Here is a 19,045-nt window from a genome sequence, read left to right on the forward strand (position 1 = left end):
CGGATCAGTCCTCTTCGCCGTGGAGTTCGAGGTCGGCGACGATCTCGAACGGATGTTTCTCCTTTCGAATACCGTCTACGATGCGGAACGCCTCGTCCGGTGCGAGGAAGTGAGTGGTCACCACGCGCCCGAGGTGGGTCGGTGCGAAGCCGTCGATGAACTCGTATTCGAGCAGTTTGCCGAGGGCGTGTTTCGTCGGTACGTCGCCGATCATCCGGTCGTTCACGCGCTTTGCAGCCTTGCCAGCGACCGTGATGTTCGCCAGCGTCTCCTCGATGGCGGCGCTCTCGTCGTAGAGCGTGCGAACGTCTTCCATCTCGCCTTTCAGGAGTTTGAACGCCACCTCATCTTCCGACATCTCCATGCTGTTGTGGTAGCTGCCGTCGGGTTCCACGAGGACGTACACCTTCCCGCGGTCGTGGTAGTCGGGGCGTCCGGCGCGTCCGAGCATCTGGTGGAACTCCTGGACCGTGAGCCACTCGATACCCATCGCCAGCGAGTCGAAGATGACCTGCGAGGCGGGGAAATCGACACCGGCGGCGAGTGCGGCGGTCGTCACCACCGCGGCGAGATCCTGTTCGGCGAACATGCGCTCGACCTGCTTGCGCCGCCCGTAGTCCAGTCCGGCGTGGTACGGCGCGGAGTTGTACTCCAGCTTTCTGGAGATCTCGTGACAGCGTCGCCGCGAGTTGGTGAAGATGATGGTCTGACCGCGATACCCCTTCGAGGATTCGCGGTCGAACTCGCGTTTGACCAGTTTGTTCTCGACGTTCGGCTTCTCGCGCCCGCTCGAAAAGGTGACGTGGCGTTCCAGCGCGACCGGTCGCTCCTCGAACTCCACGAGGTTCGCCTCGAGGGCTTGAGCCAGATCGCGAGGGTTGCCGACCGTCGCGGAGAGATACACCCACTGCGCGCCGCCGTACTCTTTGTGCTGCTTCGCACGTTCCTCGCAGTAGTATTTCAGCCGCGAGATGAGCCCGTCGAGTCGGTGGCCGCGCTCCTGTTCTTGCAGGGTGTGTACCTCGTCGATGACGACGGTTCCGATGTCGCCCAGGTCGCGTCCGGTTCGGAGCGCGTGGTCGATTCCTTCGTAGGTGCCGACGATGACGTCCGCGTTCGGGTCGAATCGGTTGCCGTCGTCGCGCACTCGGCTCGCACCCACGCGGATGGTGACGTTCACGAGGTCACCGTACTCGTCTTTGAAGTCCTCGTGTTTCTGATTCGCCAGCGCGACGAGGGGAACGAGAAAGAGCAGTTTCCCTTGCCCGTTCAGCACGCGGTCGATGCCCGTCATCTCGCCGACGAGGGTCTTCCCGGTCGCCGTCGCGCTCACGACGAGTTGGTCGTCGCCGTCGAGGAGTCCGTTCTGCACCGCGAGACTCTGTACCGGGAGGAGGGTATCGAATCGTGGCTCCAGTAAGCTCTGGATCCCCGGATGCAGATTCAGCGAATCGACCGGCACTGAATCCACGTCTTCGACGTTCGCGCTGATCTCGTCGAACTTCGTCAGGTCAGGGTCGAGTCGTCCTTTGAGCAGGTTCGTGATTCGCTCCAGATCCTGGACTTCCAGCAGCAGCTCTTCGAGGCGGTCTTGGGCAGCCCCCGTCAGGTCGCCCCTGAACGAGAGTTCGCGCTCCAGTTCCTGGGTCGCACAATCGGGACAGATGTACTCGTCGCCAGCGTTGATGGCCGTCTCGCTGTTGATCGGCGAGTAGCGCCCACTGTTGGCGCAGTACCGGCAGGTACGAACCGCTTTCGCGTCGAGTTGGTAGCCGGAAAGCATCTCTTTGAGTTCGTCTCGCGCGTCTCGCGACGTCTGTTGCGAGATGCGGATACGGTCCGCTCCACGTGCGAGATCGACGAACTCGTCGGGACTGCGTGGTTTCTCGCTCGATCCCTCTTTCAGGAGGAATCGTCCGGGTCGCGGTCCGGCGCTCGTCTCCTTGAGTTCGAGAATGGCGCGGAACTGTCGCTGGCCGTTCTGCTGCCCGACGACCAGATAGCCTCGGTCGGTTTCGTGGCAGAAGAGCGTCTCCACCTGCTGAGCCTGCTTCGACACGATGTGTGCTACACGGTGGAGGTATTTCAGCGATTCGAACCGGCGAGATTCCGAGCCAGTCCGAGACCGTCCCGCTGTCGCACCGTTTTAGGCCCTGCCAACGGCGCTCGAAATCCATCGTTGAATCTCGGTAATCCGTCGATACTCGTCCCGAGAATCCGGTATTCGGAGACTACCGTTTCGCAACCGGTTCATAACAAAGCCTGCGCGCTCGGAAGGCGCAGACAGCGCGCAGTAGCGCCCGACAGGTGACTCATGGAAAGCACGCACGAAGAAGAACTTCCACAGCGGTTCGACGACCGGACCGTCCTCGAGATCGAAGACGGTGCAGACCGCGACCGACCGCTCGTCAGAATGCGTGATTCGCGTGACGAGGAGGCGTGGGTGGCGTCGTCCATCGACGCCGTCGTTTCGCTCTCTGAGTGTCGCTAGACGAGTTGGATCTCGTCGTCCCCGTTCGGCACGGCACAGAGAAACGTCCCGGACTCGTCGCTCTCGTTTCGATACCAGTGAACGACGCCCGCAGGGATGAGGAGCGAATCGCCCGCGCTGACTTCGTACTCTTCGCCGTCTATTCCGACCACGTACTCGCCTTCTAGCACGTACTGTTCGTGTTCGACTTCGTTGGTGTGCTCGGGCACCTCGGCACCGGGTTCGAGCGTGAACCGGCGGATGGCGAAGTTAGGCGCGTCCTGTTCGTCGCCGATGAGGACGCCTTTCGCCATGCCCTCTGCGGCACCGACGGCTTCGTATTCGATATCGTCTGCTTTGCGTACGATTGGGTCGACGTCAGCCATACCCGACCTTTCGCACAGAAGCGGCTAAGCTTTTTGCACTGCTTCGAGTTCCGCGTTCGGAACGAACGTCCCATCCGGCGTCACTCGGCCTGAACTGAGCGCGCAGTATTTCGCGCCGACGCCACGGGACGAGAGTGGTCCGCGCCGGATACACCGGAATCCGACGTTCTTCGCCGCGTTGTAGTCGTCGTTCGCCTCGTTGCCGCATTTCAGGCATTCGAAGTGGTTGTTATCCACGTCCCGGTTCTGCGGGTGCGTGAACCCACACCCGGTGCAGCGTTGGCTCGTGTACTCGGGGTTCACCTGGACGACCGTGATGCCGTGCTCTGCGGCCCGGTATGCGACGAACTCGAACAGGCGGTCGAACACCCACGTGTGGAACGATTCGGTGTCTGAAAGCAGCTCACGGACAGCTTCGAGTTCGCCGAACGCGACGACCGAACAGCCGTGTCGCTGCGCCTCTTCGATGATGCCCCCTGCAACCTCGTGGAGGGTGTCGCGGACGAAGTTGTCGGCGTGGTCGCCCGCCTGCCGGAGCGTTCTGCGCGCACTCCGCGTGCCCGTCTCGCGCAGGTCGGCACGCAGGTCGGTGAACTCGCGGTAGCGGTGTGCGAGTTCGCTCCCGGAAAAGAATCGGGCGGTGCTCGTCACGGCCAGGTTCTCGACGCCGAGACTGACTCCGAGGACGGTCGCATCGTCGTCCGGCGGTTCGACCTCGGGCCGGGGCGTTCGGAATCCCAGATGAAGGGTGAACTCGCCATCACGGTAGCGGAGGGCGCTCTTCGCTGGTTCCCAGCGGTCGTCGTCGAGATACCGTGACTGGTAGCCACCCTCTGGAACGTCGAGGTCGCCGTGGACGCGCTCTGCGGTCGTCGTCAGACTGACGCTTCGATCCTCGAACAGTGTCATCGTCCGGGTATCGTAGACGACGGTCGGACTGGTGAACTCCGGTTTCTTCGGGTCGTCGCCCCGGTCGAGCGCACCCTTTATCGCTTCGGCGGCGCGATGGGTGGCGAGAACGGCGTGCTGGCTCCCGAGGTCGGTTCGTTCGCGCAACTCGTCGTACGCGAGTTGCTGCACCTCGTTCCGGGTGTGGCAGACACCCCACGCGGTGTTGATCGCGATCTGACACCCCCGCTTCCACTCGCGCACCATCGCCAGCAGGCGCTCACGGTCGCCGTCAGCGACCGCGAGGCGGGTTACCGCCGTCCGTTTGAGATACTCGGAACCACTCACGCTATTTTCTCCCCGGAGAGCCCCCTTGAATACTTCGGGACGGTGCGCGCAGAAACTGGGTCGGACTGTCGGGGTCGAAAACCACCTCGGGACGGTGCGTTTGCGCGGAAGTTTAAGACGTTCCCACCGCTAGGTACTGGTATGCGAAGCTTCAGAATCGGGAGCGCGTTCGGCATCCCGATCAAACTCGACCTGACCTTCCTCCTCATCTTGCCGGTGTTCGCGTGGCTCATCGGCACACAGGTCAGCCTCTGGGTGGAGACGCTGAACCAACTCTGGAATCTCGGTCTGTCGGTCGAACCCCTCTCGTCCGGGTCGATGCCGTGGTTACTCGGCGGTGCCGCCGCCGTCGGTCTCTTCGTCGGCGTCGTGCTACACGAACTCGGCCACTCGGTCGTGGCGATGCGATTCGGCTTCCCCATCGACTCTATCACCCTGTGGATCTTCGGCGGTATCGCCCGCCTCACCGACCAACCCGAAAATTGGCTGGAAGAACTGCTCATCGCCATCGCTGGCCCGGTCGTCAGCATCGTCCTCGGTGTGGCCTCCTATCTGGCGCTGTTTTTCATCCCCGTCGAACTGGAGGCTGCCAGGTTCGTCGTGGGCTATCTCGCGCTGATGAACCTCGTGCTCGCCGCGTTCAACCTCATGCCCGGTTTCCCGATGGATGGGGGTCGCGTCCTGCGTGCGCTGCTCGCACGCACTCGTCCGTTCGCGCAGGCGACCCAGATCGCCGCCGAGGTCGGCAAGGTGTTCGCCATCCTGCTCGGACTGTTCGGCCTGCTCGGGGGGAACATCATCCTCATCGGTATCGCCTTCTTCATCTACATCGGCGCGTCCAGCGAGGCCCAGCAGACCGTTCTCTCGGCGGCGTTCCGGAACGTTCGCGTCCGTGACGTGATGACGCCCGCAGAAGACCTCCACACCGTCTCGCCGGACGCCTCTATCGCCGACTTACTGGAGATGATGTTCCGACAGCGCCACACCGGTTACCCCGTCATTCGTAACGGCGAACTCGTCGGGATGATAACGCTCGACGACGCGCGCGCGGTTCGTGAGGTCGAACGCGACGCGTACACCGTCGAAGAGGTGATGTCGACCGACGTGAAGACGATTCCCGCCGACAGCGACGCGATGGATGCGCTCGAATCCATCCAGCAACACGGCATCGGTCGCCTCCCCGTCATCGACGTGAACGGAGAGATCGTGGGCATCATCTCTCGAACCGATCTGATGACCGCGTTCGATATCATCAAGAGCAGCGGGCGCTCGGAAGAGGATCTCACGCCGCGCGAGCACCCGTCGTAGTATCGACGAAAGCATCCGTCGGAGGGGCGAAAACGGGTATCGCTATTCGTTCAGCGACACCGACCCGTCCGGACTCACGAGTTGCGGATTGAACTGCGAGACGGGATGGGGGCGGAACCCGGACACTCGATCTTTGACGCCGAAGCTGTTGTGCAGGGTGTACGCCGGGAGGTGGACGCGCTGTTCGAGGATCGTCTGTATGCTCTCTTCGTACAGCTTCTTGCGCTTCTCGTGATTCGCCGTCTGCCGGGCGTCCTCGATCCGCTTCATCAGACTCTCGTCGCGGTAGTACGTGCCGTTGGTCAGTCCCTCGTTGCTGCTGTGGAACAGGGGATAGAGGAACGTATCGGGGTCGGGATAGCCCGCCCACGACCCGACGAACATCGTGTAGTTGCTCTGGTCGCCGTTGGTGACGAGTTCGCGGAACTTGGGCCACGGATACTTCTGTGCGCGGGCTTTCCGGAATCCCATCTTCTTCAGGCCGTGGACGATGGTCTCGGCGATCTTCTCGCGCATCTTGTCGCCCGAACTCTTCGTTCCCGGTACCGCGATCTTTGGACTCCACGATTTCACTCCCGCCTCTTCCTTGATGAGCTTCTTCGCTTCGTGGTGGCTCTTCTTCTTCGGAATCCTCTTCCACTCCTCGACGGACATGTTCCACGATTCCGCGACCTGATGTGGCAGGGGACTGTACTGTCGCCGCCCCGCTGGTTCGACCACGTGTTTCACCAGTTCGTCCATCGAGAGGAGGGCATCGACGCCCTCGCGCACCTTCGGCTTCGCCGTCGGCGTGCCACTGCTACAGTTGAATCCGACGAAGTGGTAGTGGTAGCTCTCGGTGGAGACGACTGTCGAGTCGGGGAAATCCTTCGTCGCCTGCCACAGCTTCGGCTGTATTCGCTCGACGATATCGTTCTGGCCCGTCTTCAGGCTCATCGTCCGTGCCAATCCGGCGTGATTCGGGACGAACTTCGCCCGCTGGATCGCCTCACCCTGCGACCGCCAGTGGTCGTCCCATCGCGTCAGGGTGGCGTACTTGCCGGGTTTGAATCGGTCGAGTCGGTACGGGCCGGAGCCGAGCGTCGTCTGCTTCCCGAACGCCTTCGGATCCTTCTCGCGCACCGCCTTCGGCACGACCGGTCGCGTTAAGGCGTGGCCGAATCCCGGATAGGGGTGTTTCAGGACGAACTCGACTTTTCGCTTCGAGGGCGTCTTCACCGTCTCTATCATATCGACGTGCCACTTCGTCGGTGGCGGTGTCTCCTCCTGATTCGGCTGCTCGAAGCTGTATCGCACGTCTTCGGCGGTGACCGGCTTCCCGTTCTGGAAGCGTGCTTCGTCACGCAGCTCGACGGTGTACCGTTTCTCGTCGTCGCTCGTTTTCGGCTTTCCGTTCGCCAGCACCGGGACGAGGTTCATCTCGTAGTCGTAGGTGTACAGTCCTTCGAAGATGAGCGACTGCACCTGTTCCGACCACGGGTCGTCTACGGGGATAGGGTCGAGTGAGACGGGCGTGAGCACCTGTGCGTAGCGCAACTGCTGGCCGTCGTTGGAACCACCAGCGATGCCTGCACAGCCCGCGAGTGCCGCCGACCCGGCGACTGCGCCGATTCCTTTCAGTGCGGTACGCCGATCGAGTTCGTCTGTGTTCTCGTTCATCGTTACTCACCCAGTCCGGGAACCGCTTTTTCGATCGGCTGTCGTTCGAAGTAGACCAGTTCGATGCCGATGACGACGACACTGATGACGAGCACGAGGAAGAACGTGCTCGGACTGTTCAGATAGAGGTTGTAGAGCAGGAGCGGGAAGAAGGCCACACAGCCGATCATGCCGACGACCGGCAGTGTGACGATCATGTCGTCCACCTCGTCGCGCTCGCGGAACGCCAGATAGCTCATCGCACCGAAGACGGCGATGAACGCGAGCGACGCGAAGGAGGTGATACTGCGAAGACTACCGTACACCGCGAACGCCGCCGAGAGAACCCCGAGGATGACGACGAGCTTCGAGGGAACGCCTTCGTCACTCGCGCTGAATCGGTCGGGGAGAAGTCCCCTGTTGATGAGGTCACGGGAGAACAGCGCGCCACTGAACAGCGTGGCGTTCACCGCGCTGGCGGTCGAGAACAGCGCCGAGATGCCGATGACGAACGCGCCGATCGACCCCATGAAGGGAATCGCGGCGTACAGCAGCGACACCTCGGGTGACACCGCGATGACCGACAGTTCGAGCAGGCTGACGGTCGTGAACGCGACGAGCACGTACAGCAACGTCGCTATCGGGATCGAGATGTAGATGGCCTTCTTGATGTTCTCGGTCGAGTTCTCGAACTCCGACTGGTCGTACATCAACAACTGCCAGCCCTGGAAGGCGACGAACGACATCGCCGCGCCGATGATGGGGCTGAAGCCGAGTTCGGAGAACCCGAGAGTCAGCGTCTGGCCGGTGTAGGCGAACCAGACGCCCCACGCCCCGAAGATGGCGATGACGCCGACCTTGAAGAAAGACAGGACGTCCTCTACCTTCCCCGTCTCGGCGGCCCCGAGGAGGTTCAGACCGACGAACAGGCCGATGAGCAACACCGAGATCACGTTCGGAATCGGTGCGACGAGTTCGTAGTTCACAACCGGAATCACCATCGCGTAGTTGAGTCGCCCGATGAGTTCCGAGAAAAAGGAGGAGAAGGCGTAGGCGTACAGGGCCATCGACCCGATGTAACCGAACAGGAGCGTCCATCCCGTCATCCCCGCCGCCGTCGAGTTCTCCACGATCGCTTCGATGTACGTCGGTGCGCCTCCTTTGTCGTCCACCAGTTCGTTCAACTGGACGTAGCTGTAGCCTGCACACATCGCCACGAATCCAGCGATGGCGAACGCCAACCACGCGACCTTCCCGGAGATAGCGACCACGATACCGAACGCAGAGTAGATGCCGCCGCCGATCATCCCACCGAGGGCCATCGCTACGGCTTCCTTTAGACCAAGCTTCTCTCCCATGTGTAGTTCGTGTGGATGAAGCCCTGCCAATCTGACGGCTGAATATTCAACCGTTTTCAAGTTTGGTGGGGTTCGAAACTTGATATTCAGCTACGACCGCCATCTCTGCCGTTTTCGTCGGCTTCGTCGTCCTCGCCGTCCTCGTCGGTTTTCCCCGATTCCTCCGGTGCGATAGTGTTCCGAAGGACGTTGGCGTGCCCCCGACGCATCCGCTGGGAGACGGACTGGGTCGTGATGTCGAACTCTTCGGCGAGTTCGTCCATCGTGATTCGACGTGGCACTTCGAAGTAGCCCTCCTCTAACGCTTTCACGAGCGTATCCCGCTGTTCGGCTGTCACCTCGTACTCTCCGTAAGTCGTCGGATTCGAACGGTCGAACACCTGTCGCAGGTCGATCGAGAGTGCCTCGTCGCAGTGGTCGTAGAACGTCGAGAGTTCGTCCCGGTCGGCGAACGACAGCCGCAACCGCCAGTGGTCGTCCTCGCTCTTCGCGTGGACGATCGTCGCATCCACTTCCGCGAGCCCTTCGCTGAGGTGCGTTACGTTCTTCGTCCAGCGCGCGCGGTAGAATCGCTCGTCCATCGCCTCCTCCAACGTCCGTACCTCCGTCACCGTCTCGTCCTCTCGAAGGGCCTGTTCGAAAGCGTCGAAGTCATCCCCCATCGCTCGGAAGTAGGGCGTCATCCCACCCTCTCCGTGAAGGACGACGCGCTCGATCCGTATCTCCATCCCGGAGACGCTGCTCACGGTGTGGCCGAGCACGAAATCCTCCGATGGCAATCCGAAGTCGGCGATCGCGCTCACATTCACTATCTCTGTTGGACACGTATGACTATTTTCGCCGTCAGGGCTAATTTCGCTCGTGGTGCAGAAATCATGTTGAACAAGTCGTTCTCTTGTTGGCTCCATAGTCGAGCACGAACGTCCTCCGATACGTTCCTGCTCTGCTTCGCCTCGCCTCCTATCCGGTATATTAGGGCCAATACAGCGTTATCGATGTGGTTTCTCTCGAAAAAGGTTCTGCCAGTTTGGATAAATTTTGAAGTTTTATTTCAATAACTTTGAAGTAATGGGGGTTAGTGTGTGTTTTTGCCATGGGAGATAATGCCAAAGACGATGGCCGCAGTGGCTGGTTCCGACGACGATTTCTACGAGCGACAGGAGCAACCTCGGTAGGCGCACTCGCGACGAGCACCGCCTCCGCGTCGAAGCAGAACGGTTCGAGGTCGAACCAGTTCCGCGGCATCGTCGCGGAGACGTACCGCTACTTCGAGCGGTTCACGAACACCGAGACGGGGTTGACCCCGGACAAGGTCGCGGAAAACGGTGACGGGTTCGACGTCACACGGCGCACGTCCCCGACGAACATCGGGATGTATCTGCTCAGCACCGTCGCGGCGGACGAACTCGGCTTTCTGACCGACAACGACGCCGAAAGCCGGATCGCAACGACCCTCGATACACTGGAGAACGTCGAGACCTGGAACGGCCTGTTCTACCGCTGGTATCGCACGGACGATACGTCCATCGACGTGGATTTCGGCGGCGATTTCATCTCCACCGTCGACAACGGCTGGCTGTCCGCCGGATTGGTCGTCGCCGAGCAAGCCTACGATGGCCTCTCACAGCAGGCGTCGTCACTGCTTCACTCGATGGACTACTCGAAACTCTACGACCCGACCGTCTACGACATCTTCCACCCCGACGACCCCTACGCCGGGCCGGGGCAGATGTACGGCGGCTACGACGTCGGTGAAGGAGAGTACACAGCCCATCACTACGGCGCGTTCAACACCGAACCCCGCGTCGCAAGTTACGTCGGCATCGGAAAAGGCGACGTTCCGAAAGAACACTGGTGGGGGATGTTCCGCACCTTCCCGCCGACCTCGGACTACGACTGGACGAACCAGCGACCCGAGGGCGAGTTCAGAACCTACGACGGTGTCGAAGTGTTCGAAGGTCACTACGAGTACCTCGGCGTGGAGTACGTCCCGAGTTGGGGCGGCAGCATGTTCGAGTCGCTCATGCCCTCGCTGGTGCTCAAAGAGCGCGAACTCGGCACCGACGCGCTCGGCGTGAACTCCCGTCGCCACACGCAAGTGCAGCGAGCGTACGCGAACGAACAAGGCTACCGAGCGTGGGGCTTCTCACCCTGCGACACGCCGGACGGGTACGGGGCGTTCGGCGTCGAACAAGCTGGTATCTGGGGCTACAGCGAAAACGGATTCGTCACGCCACACGCCTCGTTCCTCGCGGTCGAAGATGCACCGCAGGCGGTCTTCGAGAACTCCCTCGAACTCCGCGATCTCGGGGCTTACGGCGACTTCGGCTTCTACGATTCGGTGAACGTGACCGACGGGACGGTGACGAAGACCTACCTCGCACTCGACCAGGGGATGACCGTCGCTGCGCTCACGAACCATCTTACTGGTGGTGTGCTCCGCGACTACTTCCACCGAGACGAGGTCGGGAGCCGACCGGAGGACGTGCTGGCCGTCGAAGAGTTCACTATCTGAGATCGGTCAACTCGATCTCCGACCCGACATCTGCGCTCTCGTAGATCGCTTCGATGACGCGCTGGACGGTCACACCTTCTTCGAGCGTACTTCGCGTGTGTTCACGCTCGCCAGCGACGACCTCGGTGAAGTACTGCCACTCGGCCGTGAACGTTTCGCCGTTACCGAAACTCAAGTCCCGCCCTTCGAGCGGCGGGAACGCGACCGTCTCATCCGAGACCCCGTTGCGATTCGTCGAGCGGAGCGTCAGGTCACCACCCATGATGGAGAACTCCGCACCGGATTCGTCGCCGAGCACCTGCACCTCGCGGCTCACCTCCGAGTTGCTCGCCCACGCACATTTCAGATTGATTGTCGTTCCATCGGCGGTTCGGATGAAGGCGCGAGCGTTGTCCTCGACGTCGAACTCCTCGGGGTCGCCGAGATCGACGTTTGGCGCGTGAGTCGCGGTGTAGTCTTCTTTCGTCCCGAAGTGTGCGCCGGTCGAAGCCGTCACGGATTCGATCTTCGGGAAATCCAGCAGGTGGAGACCGAGATGAAGGACATGGACGCCGATGTCGATGAGGGCACCCCCACCTGCGGTACTCTTGCTGGCGAACCAGCTTCCGTACCCCGGAATCCCGCGTCGGCGCACGTAATCGAGGTTTATCTCGTACACGTCGCCGAACTCGCCGTCGTCTATCATCTCCTTCACCGAGGTCGCGTGGGGTGCGAACGGGCGCATGAACCCGACCATCACGGTTCCGTCGCTCTCTTGCTCGGCTGCTTCGACTCGTTCAGCTGCCGCCAGGTCGTGAGCGAGCGGCTTCTCGACGAAGACGTCGACGTCGGCTTCGAGGGCTGCGACGGCACAGTCGGCGTGGTAGACGTTCGGAACGGCCACGACGACCACGTCGAGGTCTTCGTTCGCGATCATCTGTTCGTGGTCTTTGTACTGCGTGGCTACGTCGTAGGTCTCCGCGAACGCCGCCCGCACGTCGGGGTCGATGTCGGTTATCGCCGCGATATCGTGCCCGAGCGACGTGACGGTCTCCGCGTGCCAGCCAGCGACGGTGCCGCCGCCGACGAATCCGATGTCGAGTGTGTTCATCGGTACACATCGTCTCACCCAGCTATAAAAATATTTGGTTGAATAACTACTGCAACTTTTTTCATCCGGTGCTTCGTAGCTTCTCGTGAGATGGTACGAACTAGCATACAGCTGTACTCGCTCCGCGACCTGGATACTCCGCTGCCGGATCTCATCCGCGATGTCGGCGAAACGACGTTCGATGGTGTCGAATTCGCCGGGTTTGGAGATTCCGACCCGTCGGACGTCACCGAGGCGCTGGACGATGCGGGTCTCGACGCGACTGCGGCCCACGTCGGTACGGAGGAACTCGAAACGTCCTTCTCGGAGACGGTCGCGCGCTATCGGGAAGTCGGCTGCGAGACGTTGGTGGTGCCGTATCTCGACGAATCACACTTCGAATCGTACGAAGCCGTCGAGGAGACGGCAGACCGACTCTCGGAACTCGCCGAACGAGCCGTCGCCGAGGGTTGCACGCTCTGTTATCACAACCACGACCACGAGTTCACCTCGCTCGACGGTCGCACGGCGTTCGACGTGCTGGTCGAATCGAGCGACGACAGCCTCGAATTCGAACTCGACCTCGGCTGGATCGACGCGGCAGGCCACGACCCGACCACCCTGCTCGACGAACTGCGAGACCGCGTTTCGCTGGTTCACGTGAAAGACGTTCGCGCGACTGACCGAGTTCCGGTCGAGTTGGGAGACGGTGACCTCGACGTTCGAGAGTGTATGCGTGCCGTACGAGATGCCGACGTCCAGTGGCTTATTTACGAACACGACCAGCCTGAAGACCCGGTTCGATCGCTGGAACACGGCGCTCGCACGCTGGACGAACTTCGAACCGAATTCTTCTGACTCTCTTCCTCTCCTCAGTTTCCGTTCTCGGGTTTTCTCCCTCGATCAACCCATCATTTCCAACACGATTTGAAATATATTGTAGTGTTACTTCAACCAAAATTCTTATTTATCCCCGTTCGTTTGTGGGTGGTATGCCAGCGCGTGACAATCAGGCGAATGGCGAACACGACATCCTTCGGCGACGGTTCATCCGCGGATTCGGTGCCGCGGGACTCGCCGCCGGTCTGGCCGGATGTGGCGGCCAGAGTGCAGGTGGCGGCTCCGGCGGAACCCAATCGGGGACCGCCGCGACGACACAGCAGAACACCGGCGCACCCGAAACGAGCGGGAAGCCCAAAGACGACACCCTGAGTGTCGCTCAGTGGGCGGTTCCGAAAGACTCCCAGTACAACCCGTACAACGACAAGAACGGTGCCGAGCCGCGTCGGGTGTTGTACGACCGGTTCATGAAGTACAATCTCCAGAAACGGGAGTACAGCGGCTACTCGATCTCGAAGTGGTCGGTCGATGGCTCCGAGGTGTCGCTCACGGTGCGTGACGGGCTCAAGTGGCACGACGGCGACGACGTGACCGCGACCGACCTCGTGACGAAGCTGAAACTCGATCTGTACACCGGCGGGTCGCTGTCGAACTACGTGGACGAGATCAGCAAGGCGGTCACCAAACAGAGCGAGAAGAAGGCCACGCTGAAACTCTCGCACAAGGTGAACAAGGAGATCGTCCTCGCGCTGCTCCAGCCCAAGCGGATGAACGTGAAACACGAAGAGTACAAGAAACACCTCGAAGCGTTCGAACAGGCGTCGAGCGACGAGGAGATCAGCAAGACACAGGACGAACTCTTCAACCGGAAGGTGAAAGAGCCGATCGGCACCGGTCCGTTCACGTTCAAGAACGCCGATTCGCGCCGAACGCTGCTCACCGCGTTCGACGACCATCCCGACGCGAAGATGATCAACTTCCCGAAGATGGAGTATCTCTACCTGCCATCGAACCAGAAGCGCTGGGACGCGCTCATCAACGGGAAGACGGACGGCTCCGCGACGCTCTTCATGCCGCGGAACAAGCTCAACCAGCTTCCGGACTCGGTTCGAGTCGGTCTCATCGCGCGCCACACCGGTCTCGGTCTCGTGTTCAACCACGAGCACGAACACTACGGGCAGCGCACGGTTCGACAGGCCATCGCACACGTCATCGACCGGGAGGCGGTCGCGACCAACTCCGGCGCGGGCACAGACTCCAAGATCCCCGTCGAGATTCCGAGCGGCCTCACCAAGGGACAGACGAACGCGGTGAAAGACAAGTGGTTGAAGGGCGTCGCCGGGAAGTTCAACAAGTACGAGACGAACACCGAGAAGGCCGCTTCCCTCCTGCGCGAGGTTGGATTCAAAAAGAGCGGTGGCACGTGGCAAGACGAGAACGGCAAGCCACTGAAAGCACCGGTCAAGGCTCCCTCCGGCTTCACCGACTGGGTGACGGCCGCCGAGACGTTCGTCAGTCACCTCAAAGAGTTCGGCATCCAGGCACAACTGCTGGCGAAAGACACCTCGACCTACTGGGGCAAAGACTGGGCGAACGGAAACTTCACGCTCGCGCTCGGTGGCTGGTCGGACTACAGCCAGAGCTACCCCTTCTTCCACTACGACTACCTGTACGACAGCACCGACTCGAAGAGCATCTGGAAAGCACCGCGGGAGTTCGAAGTCGCGCCGCTGTCGAACCCCTCGGGGTCGAAACAGTCCGTGAAACCCGCCGACCTCGTCCAGCAGCTCTCACAGTCGAAGAACGAGCAACAGTCCATCCAGACGATACAGAAGCTCGCGTGGGTGACCAACCGGGAGCTTCCGGTGTTGCCCCTGCAGGAGAAGTTGGCACAGACGTTCCTCACCGACGACGACTGGAACGTGCCGCCGAGAGACAGTCCGAAGCTGCAGGTGTACTGGCCAGCCCCGTGGCTCACGCGCGAGGGTGACTGGTCGGCCAAGCGCAAGTAACACCTGTCCCTGTTTCCATGAATGCGAACTACATCGTCAAACGAACCGGACAGGCCATCTTCACCGTCTTCGCCGTCATCTCACTGACGTTCGGGTTGATCCGACTGCTGCCGGGCGGGCCGATGGATTACCTGCGAGCGAAGCTCATCCGACAGGGAAGCGGCCTGTCGCGGGAGCAGATCGAACAGCGTATCGCGGCTCAGACGAACATCGCTGTGGACGAACCGATATACGTGCAGTACGCGGACTACATGGGGTCGGTGTTGCAGGGCGACCTCGGCACCTCGACGTGGCAGAACAAGCCCGTCGCCGACATCCTCGTCCAGGCGATCCCGTGGACGGTGTTCATCATGGCGACGTCGCTGTTCCTGATGTTCGCCATCGGTGTCGTTCTCGGCGCGTTCATGGCCTACCGCGAGGGAAGCCGGTTCGACGTGTCCGCGACCGGCGTCTCCCTGCTGTTGAACTCGACGCCGTACTACGTGGTGGCACTCCTCTTGCTCACGTTCCTCGGCTACCGATTCAGCATGTTCCCCACGCAGGGTCACTACGCCTCGGGGATCGAACCGGGCTTGACCCCGGCGTTCATCATCAGCGTGCTCAAACACGGGGCTTTGCCCATCCTCTCGCTCGCCATCACCGGCTTCGGCGGGTGGGCGCTGAACATGCGTGGCAACAGCGTCCGCGTGCTCGGCGAGGATTACCTTCGAGTCGCCCGACTGCGGGGACTCTCGGAGCGACGCATCGCCATGCGCTACGTCGCCCGGAACGCCATCCTGCCGATGTACACGAACCTGATGATCGCCATCGGCGCGGTGTTCGGCGGTTCCATCATCTTAGAACAGATATTCGCGTATCCCGGCGTCGGCTACTACCTCATCCGCGCCATCGGCGCACGCGACTATCCGGTGATGATGGGCGCGTTCATGGTCATCACCATCGCGGTCGTCATCGGCGTCTACATCGCCGACTTGACCTACGGTATCGTCGACCCACGGGCGAAGGGAGGTGGGTCGCGTGAAGCATACTGAGTCCTCGTCTTCGGACTTCGAGACGGTCTCGGAGACGACGCTGACGCGAACCGAACGCTACCGCGAGGCGTTCGACGAGTTCGTCCTCGCCCCGGCGCGGGTCGTCTGGACGGACTGGCGGGCGCGAATCGCGATGTTCATCATCACGTTCTACGTGCTGATGGGGACGATCGGCGTCGTGTTCGTCCAGCCACCGAAACCGAATCAGGGGCCACAGCTCCTCGGCGCGTTCCGCACGATGCAGTACCCGCTCGGGACGACCTGGTCCGGCGAGAGTATCCTCTCGCAACTCGTCCACGCGACACCGCCCATGCTGAAGATGATAACCGCCGGTGCGGTGTTCACGGTCGCAGTCGCGACGGTCGTCGGAACTGTCTCGGGCTACAAAGGCGGCGTCGTGGACAGCGCCCTCATGCTGGTGACCGACGTCATGCTGACCATCCCCGGCCTGCCGCTCATCATCGTGCTGGCCGGCGCGCTCTCGAACACGCTTAGCGGGAATCCGTACGTCATCGGAATCCTGCTGTCGGTAAACGCGTGGGCGGGACTGGCGCGGTCGCTTCGCTCGCAGGTGTTGACCCTGCGAGACGCCGAGTACGTCGAGGCGTCACGCGTCATGGGTATCTCGACGCCGAAGATCATCACGTACGACATCGTCCCCAACCTGATGCCGTACATCACGATGAACTTCGTGCAGGCGGCGCGAAACGTCATCTTCGGCTCCGTCGCGCTGTACCTCATCGGCGTCCTTCCGTACAACGACGAGAACTGGGGCGTGATGATGAACAGTGCACACCAACAGGCCGGTGCGGTGTCCTCGCCAGCGGCGTTCCATTGGCTGTTGATTCCGATGCTCGCCATCATCGTGCTCGCGCTCGGACTGACCCTGTTCGCACAGGCAGCAGACCGACTGTTCAACCCCAGAGTGCGGGCGCGACACGCCCAGACAGTGAGCGAGATCGACGCAGAGGGAACCGACACCGACGACACGAAGGGGATGACATAACGATGGCACACACACAACGAGTGACGAATTCCGACGCCGAAACGACGACCAGTGGAGAATCGGACGTGATACTGGAGATGCGCGACGTGAACGTCACCTTCGGGATGGATCGAGGGACGGCACACGTTCTAAACGACGTGAGCCTCGACGTACAGCGCCGGGAGATCCTCGGCGTCGTCGGCGAAAGCGGAAGCGGGAAGTCGATGCTCGCCTCGGCGATGCTCGACGCGGTCGAAGAACCCGGCGACCTCACGGGCGAGATAACGTACTACCCCGAGCAGGGTGACCCCGTCGACCTGCTCGACCTCACCGACGAGCAACTGAAACGACTCCGGTGGGAGGAGATCTCGATGGTGTTCCAGGGCGCGTTGAGTTCGTTCAATCCGACGATGCGGATCCGTGCCCACTTCGAGGAGACGCTCTCGGCTCACGACGCCGACATCGATGCCGGGATGGAGCGCGCCCGAGAGTTGCTCTCCGACCTCTATCTCGACCCAGACCGGGTGCTGGATTCGTACCCCCACGAGCTTTCGGGCGGGATGTCCCAGCGGGCGCTCATCGCGCTCAGTCTGGTGCTGGAGCCGAACGTCCTCGTGATGGACGAGCCGACGGCGGCGCTCGACCTGCTCATGCAGCGGTCGATCTTGAGTCTGCTGTCGAACCTCCAGGAGAAGTACGACCTGACGGTCGTGTTCATCACCCACGACCTGCCGCTGGTCGCCGGACTCGCAGATCGGTTGGCCGTGCTGTACGCCTTCCAGATCGTCGAACGCGGCCCGGCAGACCAGCTCATCCGAAACGCGGCCCACCCCTACACTCGCGCCCTGCTGAAGGCGGTGCCGAACCTCGATGCGCCGCTCTCGACGATGCGACCCATCGAGGGGTCGGCTCCCGACCCCGTCAACATCCCGATGGGGTGTTCGTACGCCTCCCGGTGTCCACTGGCCGACGAGGAGTGCCGGTCGAACGACCCCCACTTCCACGACGTGGCCGACCAGCACGACGCCGCCTGTTTCAACTGGGAGCAGGCAGTGGACGAGATTCAGTTCGAAATCGGAGGAGAGAAACGATGAACCACGACGACCCGGTCGTCTCGCTGAACGACGTAGAAGTACTCTTCGAGAAAGAACAAAGCATCCTGGAGTTCTTTCAGGATCCCGACTCCGTCCACGCCGTCGACGGCGTCTCGCTCGACATCGCAGAGAACGACGTGGTCGCCCTCGTCGGCGAAAGTGGCTGTGGGAAGACGACGCTCGGCAAGACGGCAATCGGCCTCCAGCGACCGACCGGCGGGAGCGTGACATACCGCGGGCAGGATATCTGGGAGGCGAAAGACGGCGGTGGCGACGTTCCGTTCGACGAGATTCGAAAATCCTTGCAGGTGATTCACCAGGACCCCGGCGGGGCGTTGAACCCCAACCGGACGGTGATGAAGAGTCTCACCGCGCCGCTGAAGCGGTGGCGTGACGACATGAACACCGAAGACCGACGGGCGCGGGTGCTCCGGATGCTCGAACGAGTCGGCATGGAGCCACCGGAAGATTACGCCCGTCGCTACCCCCATCAGCTCTCCGGCGGCGAGCAACAGCGCGTCGCCCTGGTTCGCGCGCTGTTGATGAACCCCGACCTCATCCTCGCGGACGAGGCCGTGAGCGCGCTCGACGTCTCCCTGCGGGTGGAGATAATGGACCTGATGCTCGAACTGCAAGACCAGTTCGGCACCTCGTTCCTCTTCATCTCGCACAACCTCTCGAACGCGCGCTACCTCGCGGAGAAGGCAGGTGGCCGCGTCGGCATCATGTATCTCGGAGAGTTGGTCGAGATAGGCCCCGCGGACGAAGTGCTCAGCGACCCCAAACACCCCTACACGAAGGTGTTGCGGTGGGCGACGGCCGACCTCGATCCGAGCGACCAGGGTGCGACCGAACCCCCAGTCAGAACTATCGACGTTCCCGACCCGGTGGATCCGCCGAGTGGCTGTCGGTTCCACACTCGCTGTCCGGAGGCACGCGAGGTTTGTACTCGCCAGTCACCGGAAATCGGCGAGGGTGGCCACTGTGTCGCCTGTTTCCGGGACGACCCGGATCACGAGTACTGGGAGAGCGATCCCATCGAGGGAACGGAGACCGAACGACTTCCAACAGAGACGAACTCATGACCGGCATCTCGTCGAATC

At 61.7% G+C, this 19,045-nt stretch carries 16 protein-coding genes; 9 read left to right on the forward strand and 7 right to left on the reverse strand.

Translation table 11 applies throughout. The features are described from left to right. Positions 1-4 precede the first annotated feature (4 nt). Positions 5-2,059 carry a DEAD/DEAH box helicase gene (locus ACR3FE_RS12650; RefSeq protein ID WP_458207500.1) on the reverse strand — a complete coding sequence of 685 codons (2,055 nt, stop codon included), beginning with the start codon at positions 2,057-2,059 and terminating at the stop codon, positions 5-7. Positions 2,060-2,314: 255 nt separating this feature from the next. Here ACR3FE_RS12650 and ACR3FE_RS12655 point away from each other — a divergent pair, with 255 nt between their 5' ends. Further along, positions 2,315-2,491: a hypothetical protein gene (locus ACR3FE_RS12655; RefSeq protein ID WP_458207501.1), complete on the forward strand. Its 177-nt coding sequence runs from the start codon at positions 2,315-2,317 to the stop codon at positions 2,489-2,491. On the opposite strand, the gene ACR3FE_RS12660 is transcribed toward ACR3FE_RS12655, so the two are convergent. Together ACR3FE_RS12660 and ACR3FE_RS12665 are read right to left on the reverse strand one after the other, a co-directional pair. Continuing rightward, on the reverse strand, positions 2,488-2,856 hold the full coding sequence (locus ACR3FE_RS12660; protein ID WP_458207502.1) for a cupin domain-containing protein: 369 nt from the start codon (positions 2,854-2,856) through the stop codon (positions 2,488-2,490). The genes ACR3FE_RS12655 and ACR3FE_RS12660 overlap by 4 nt on opposite strands. 24 nt (positions 2,857-2,880) lie before the next feature. After that, complete coding sequence (locus tag ACR3FE_RS12665; RefSeq protein ID WP_458207503.1) at positions 2,881-4,092, reverse strand: RNA-guided endonuclease InsQ/TnpB family protein; 1,212 nt, start codon at positions 4,090-4,092, stop codon at positions 2,881-2,883. 141 nt (positions 4,093-4,233) lie between these two features. Here ACR3FE_RS12665 and ACR3FE_RS12670 point away from each other — a divergent pair, with 141 nt between their 5' ends. After that, on the forward strand, positions 4,234-5,400 hold the full coding sequence (locus ACR3FE_RS12670; protein ID WP_458207504.1) for a M50 family metallopeptidase: 1,167 nt from the start codon (positions 4,234-4,236) through the stop codon (positions 5,398-5,400). Positions 5,401-5,442: 42 nt separating this feature from the next. Here ACR3FE_RS12670 and ACR3FE_RS12675 read toward each other — a convergent pair whose 3' ends face one another. The 3 genes from ACR3FE_RS12675 to ACR3FE_RS12685 form a co-directional block, all read right to left on the reverse strand. Further along, entirely contained in the window at positions 5,443-7,059 is a 1,617-nt protein-coding gene (locus ACR3FE_RS12675; protein ID WP_458207505.1) for an ABC transporter substrate-binding protein, read from the reverse strand. 2 nt (positions 7,060-7,061) lie between these two features. Continuing rightward, positions 7,062-8,396 (reverse strand): APC family permease, encoded by a 1,335-nt coding sequence (locus tag ACR3FE_RS12680; protein ID WP_458207506.1) that lies wholly within the window; start codon positions 8,394-8,396, stop codon positions 7,062-7,064. Positions 8,397-8,482: 86 nt separating this feature from the next. Beyond that, on the reverse strand, positions 8,483-9,199 hold the full coding sequence (locus ACR3FE_RS12685) for a helix-turn-helix domain-containing protein (RefSeq protein ID WP_458207507.1): 717 nt from the start codon (positions 9,197-9,199) through the stop codon (positions 8,483-8,485). Between the two features lie 290 nt (positions 9,200-9,489). Between ACR3FE_RS12685 and ACR3FE_RS12690 the strand changes: the two genes are divergently transcribed. Continuing rightward, entirely contained in the window at positions 9,490-10,911 is a 1,422-nt protein-coding gene (locus tag ACR3FE_RS12690) for a glucoamylase family protein (protein ID WP_458207508.1), read from the forward strand. Here ACR3FE_RS12690 and ACR3FE_RS12695 read toward each other — a convergent pair. Next, a complete protein-coding gene (locus tag ACR3FE_RS12695; protein WP_458207509.1) occupies positions 10,904-12,001 on the reverse strand; it encodes a Gfo/Idh/MocA family protein in 1,098 nt (365 codons plus the stop codon). The genes ACR3FE_RS12690 and ACR3FE_RS12695 overlap by 8 nt on opposite strands. Before the next feature lie 90 nt (positions 12,002-12,091). On the opposite strand from ACR3FE_RS12695, the gene ACR3FE_RS12700 reads away from it, so the two are divergent. The 6 genes from ACR3FE_RS12700 (at position 12,092) to ACR3FE_RS12725 (ending at position 19,027) form a co-directional block, all read left to right on the forward strand. Then, complete coding sequence (locus ACR3FE_RS12700; protein WP_458207510.1) at positions 12,092-12,838, forward strand: sugar phosphate isomerase/epimerase family protein; 747 nt, start codon at positions 12,092-12,094, stop codon at positions 12,836-12,838. Between the two features lie 134 nt (positions 12,839-12,972). Beyond that, the gene (locus ACR3FE_RS12705; protein WP_458207511.1) at positions 12,973-14,832 is read left to right on the forward strand and encodes an ABC transporter substrate-binding protein; all 1,860 of its coding nucleotides are present in this window, start codon (positions 12,973-12,975) and stop codon (positions 14,830-14,832) included. Between the two features lie 17 nt (positions 14,833-14,849). Further along, positions 14,850-15,863, forward strand: coding sequence for an ABC transporter permease (locus ACR3FE_RS12710; protein WP_458207512.1), 1,014 nt, complete (start codon positions 14,850-14,852; stop codon positions 15,861-15,863). Next, positions 15,850-16,869: an ABC transporter permease gene (locus ACR3FE_RS12715; protein WP_458207513.1), complete on the forward strand. Its 1,020-nt coding sequence runs from the start codon at positions 15,850-15,852 to the stop codon at positions 16,867-16,869. The genes ACR3FE_RS12710 and ACR3FE_RS12715 overlap by 14 nt, the downstream gene beginning before the upstream one ends. A 2-nt stretch (positions 16,870-16,871) precedes the next feature. Further along, positions 16,872-17,942 (forward strand): ABC transporter ATP-binding protein, encoded by a 1,071-nt coding sequence (locus ACR3FE_RS12720; RefSeq protein ID WP_458207514.1) that lies wholly within the window; start codon positions 16,872-16,874, stop codon positions 17,940-17,942. Continuing rightward, positions 17,939-19,027 (forward strand): ABC transporter ATP-binding protein, encoded by a 1,089-nt coding sequence (locus ACR3FE_RS12725; protein ID WP_458207515.1) that lies wholly within the window; start codon positions 17,939-17,941, stop codon positions 19,025-19,027. Before ACR3FE_RS12720 ends, ACR3FE_RS12725 begins: the two co-directional genes overlap by 4 nt. Positions 19,028-19,045: the final 18 nt, after the last annotated feature.

Source organism: Haladaptatus rarus, from assembly GCF_054177585.1.

What these genes read in the sequence shown, in the direction of transcription:
- ACR3FE_RS12655 (WP_458207501.1), top strand. Translation starts at nt 2,315, where the DNA reads ATGGAAAGCACGCACGAAGAAGAACTTCCACAGCGGTTCGACGACCGG.
- ACR3FE_RS12660 (WP_458207502.1), bottom strand. Translation starts at nt 2,856, where the DNA reads ATGGCTGACGTCGACCCAATCGTACGCAAAGCAGACGATATCGAATAC.
- ACR3FE_RS12670 (WP_458207504.1), top strand. Translation starts at nt 4,234, where the DNA reads ATGCGAAGCTTCAGAATCGGGAGCGCGTTCGGCATCCCGATCAAACTC.
- ACR3FE_RS12675 (WP_458207505.1), bottom strand. Translation starts at nt 7,059, where the DNA reads ATGAACGAGAACACAGACGAACTCGATCGGCGTACCGCACTGAAAGGA.
- ACR3FE_RS12680 (WP_458207506.1), bottom strand. Translation starts at nt 8,396, where the DNA reads ATGGGAGAGAAGCTTGGTCTAAAGGAAGCCGTAGCGATGGCCCTCGGT.
- ACR3FE_RS12690 (WP_458207508.1), top strand. Translation starts at nt 9,490, where the DNA reads ATGGGAGATAATGCCAAAGACGATGGCCGCAGTGGCTGGTTCCGACGA.
- ACR3FE_RS12695 (WP_458207509.1), bottom strand. Translation starts at nt 12,001, where the DNA reads ATGAACACACTCGACATCGGATTCGTCGGCGGCGGCACCGTCGCTGGC.
- ACR3FE_RS12700 (WP_458207510.1), top strand. Translation starts at nt 12,092, where the DNA reads ATGGTACGAACTAGCATACAGCTGTACTCGCTCCGCGACCTGGATACT.
- ACR3FE_RS12705 (WP_458207511.1), top strand. Translation starts at nt 12,973, where the DNA reads ATGCCAGCGCGTGACAATCAGGCGAATGGCGAACACGACATCCTTCGG.
- ACR3FE_RS12710 (WP_458207512.1), top strand. Translation starts at nt 14,850, where the DNA reads ATGAATGCGAACTACATCGTCAAACGAACCGGACAGGCCATCTTCACC.
- ACR3FE_RS12720 (WP_458207514.1), top strand. Translation starts at nt 16,872, where the DNA reads ATGGCACACACACAACGAGTGACGAATTCCGACGCCGAAACGACGACC.
- ACR3FE_RS12725 (WP_458207515.1), top strand. Translation starts at nt 17,939, where the DNA reads ATGAACCACGACGACCCGGTCGTCTCGCTGAACGACGTAGAAGTACTC.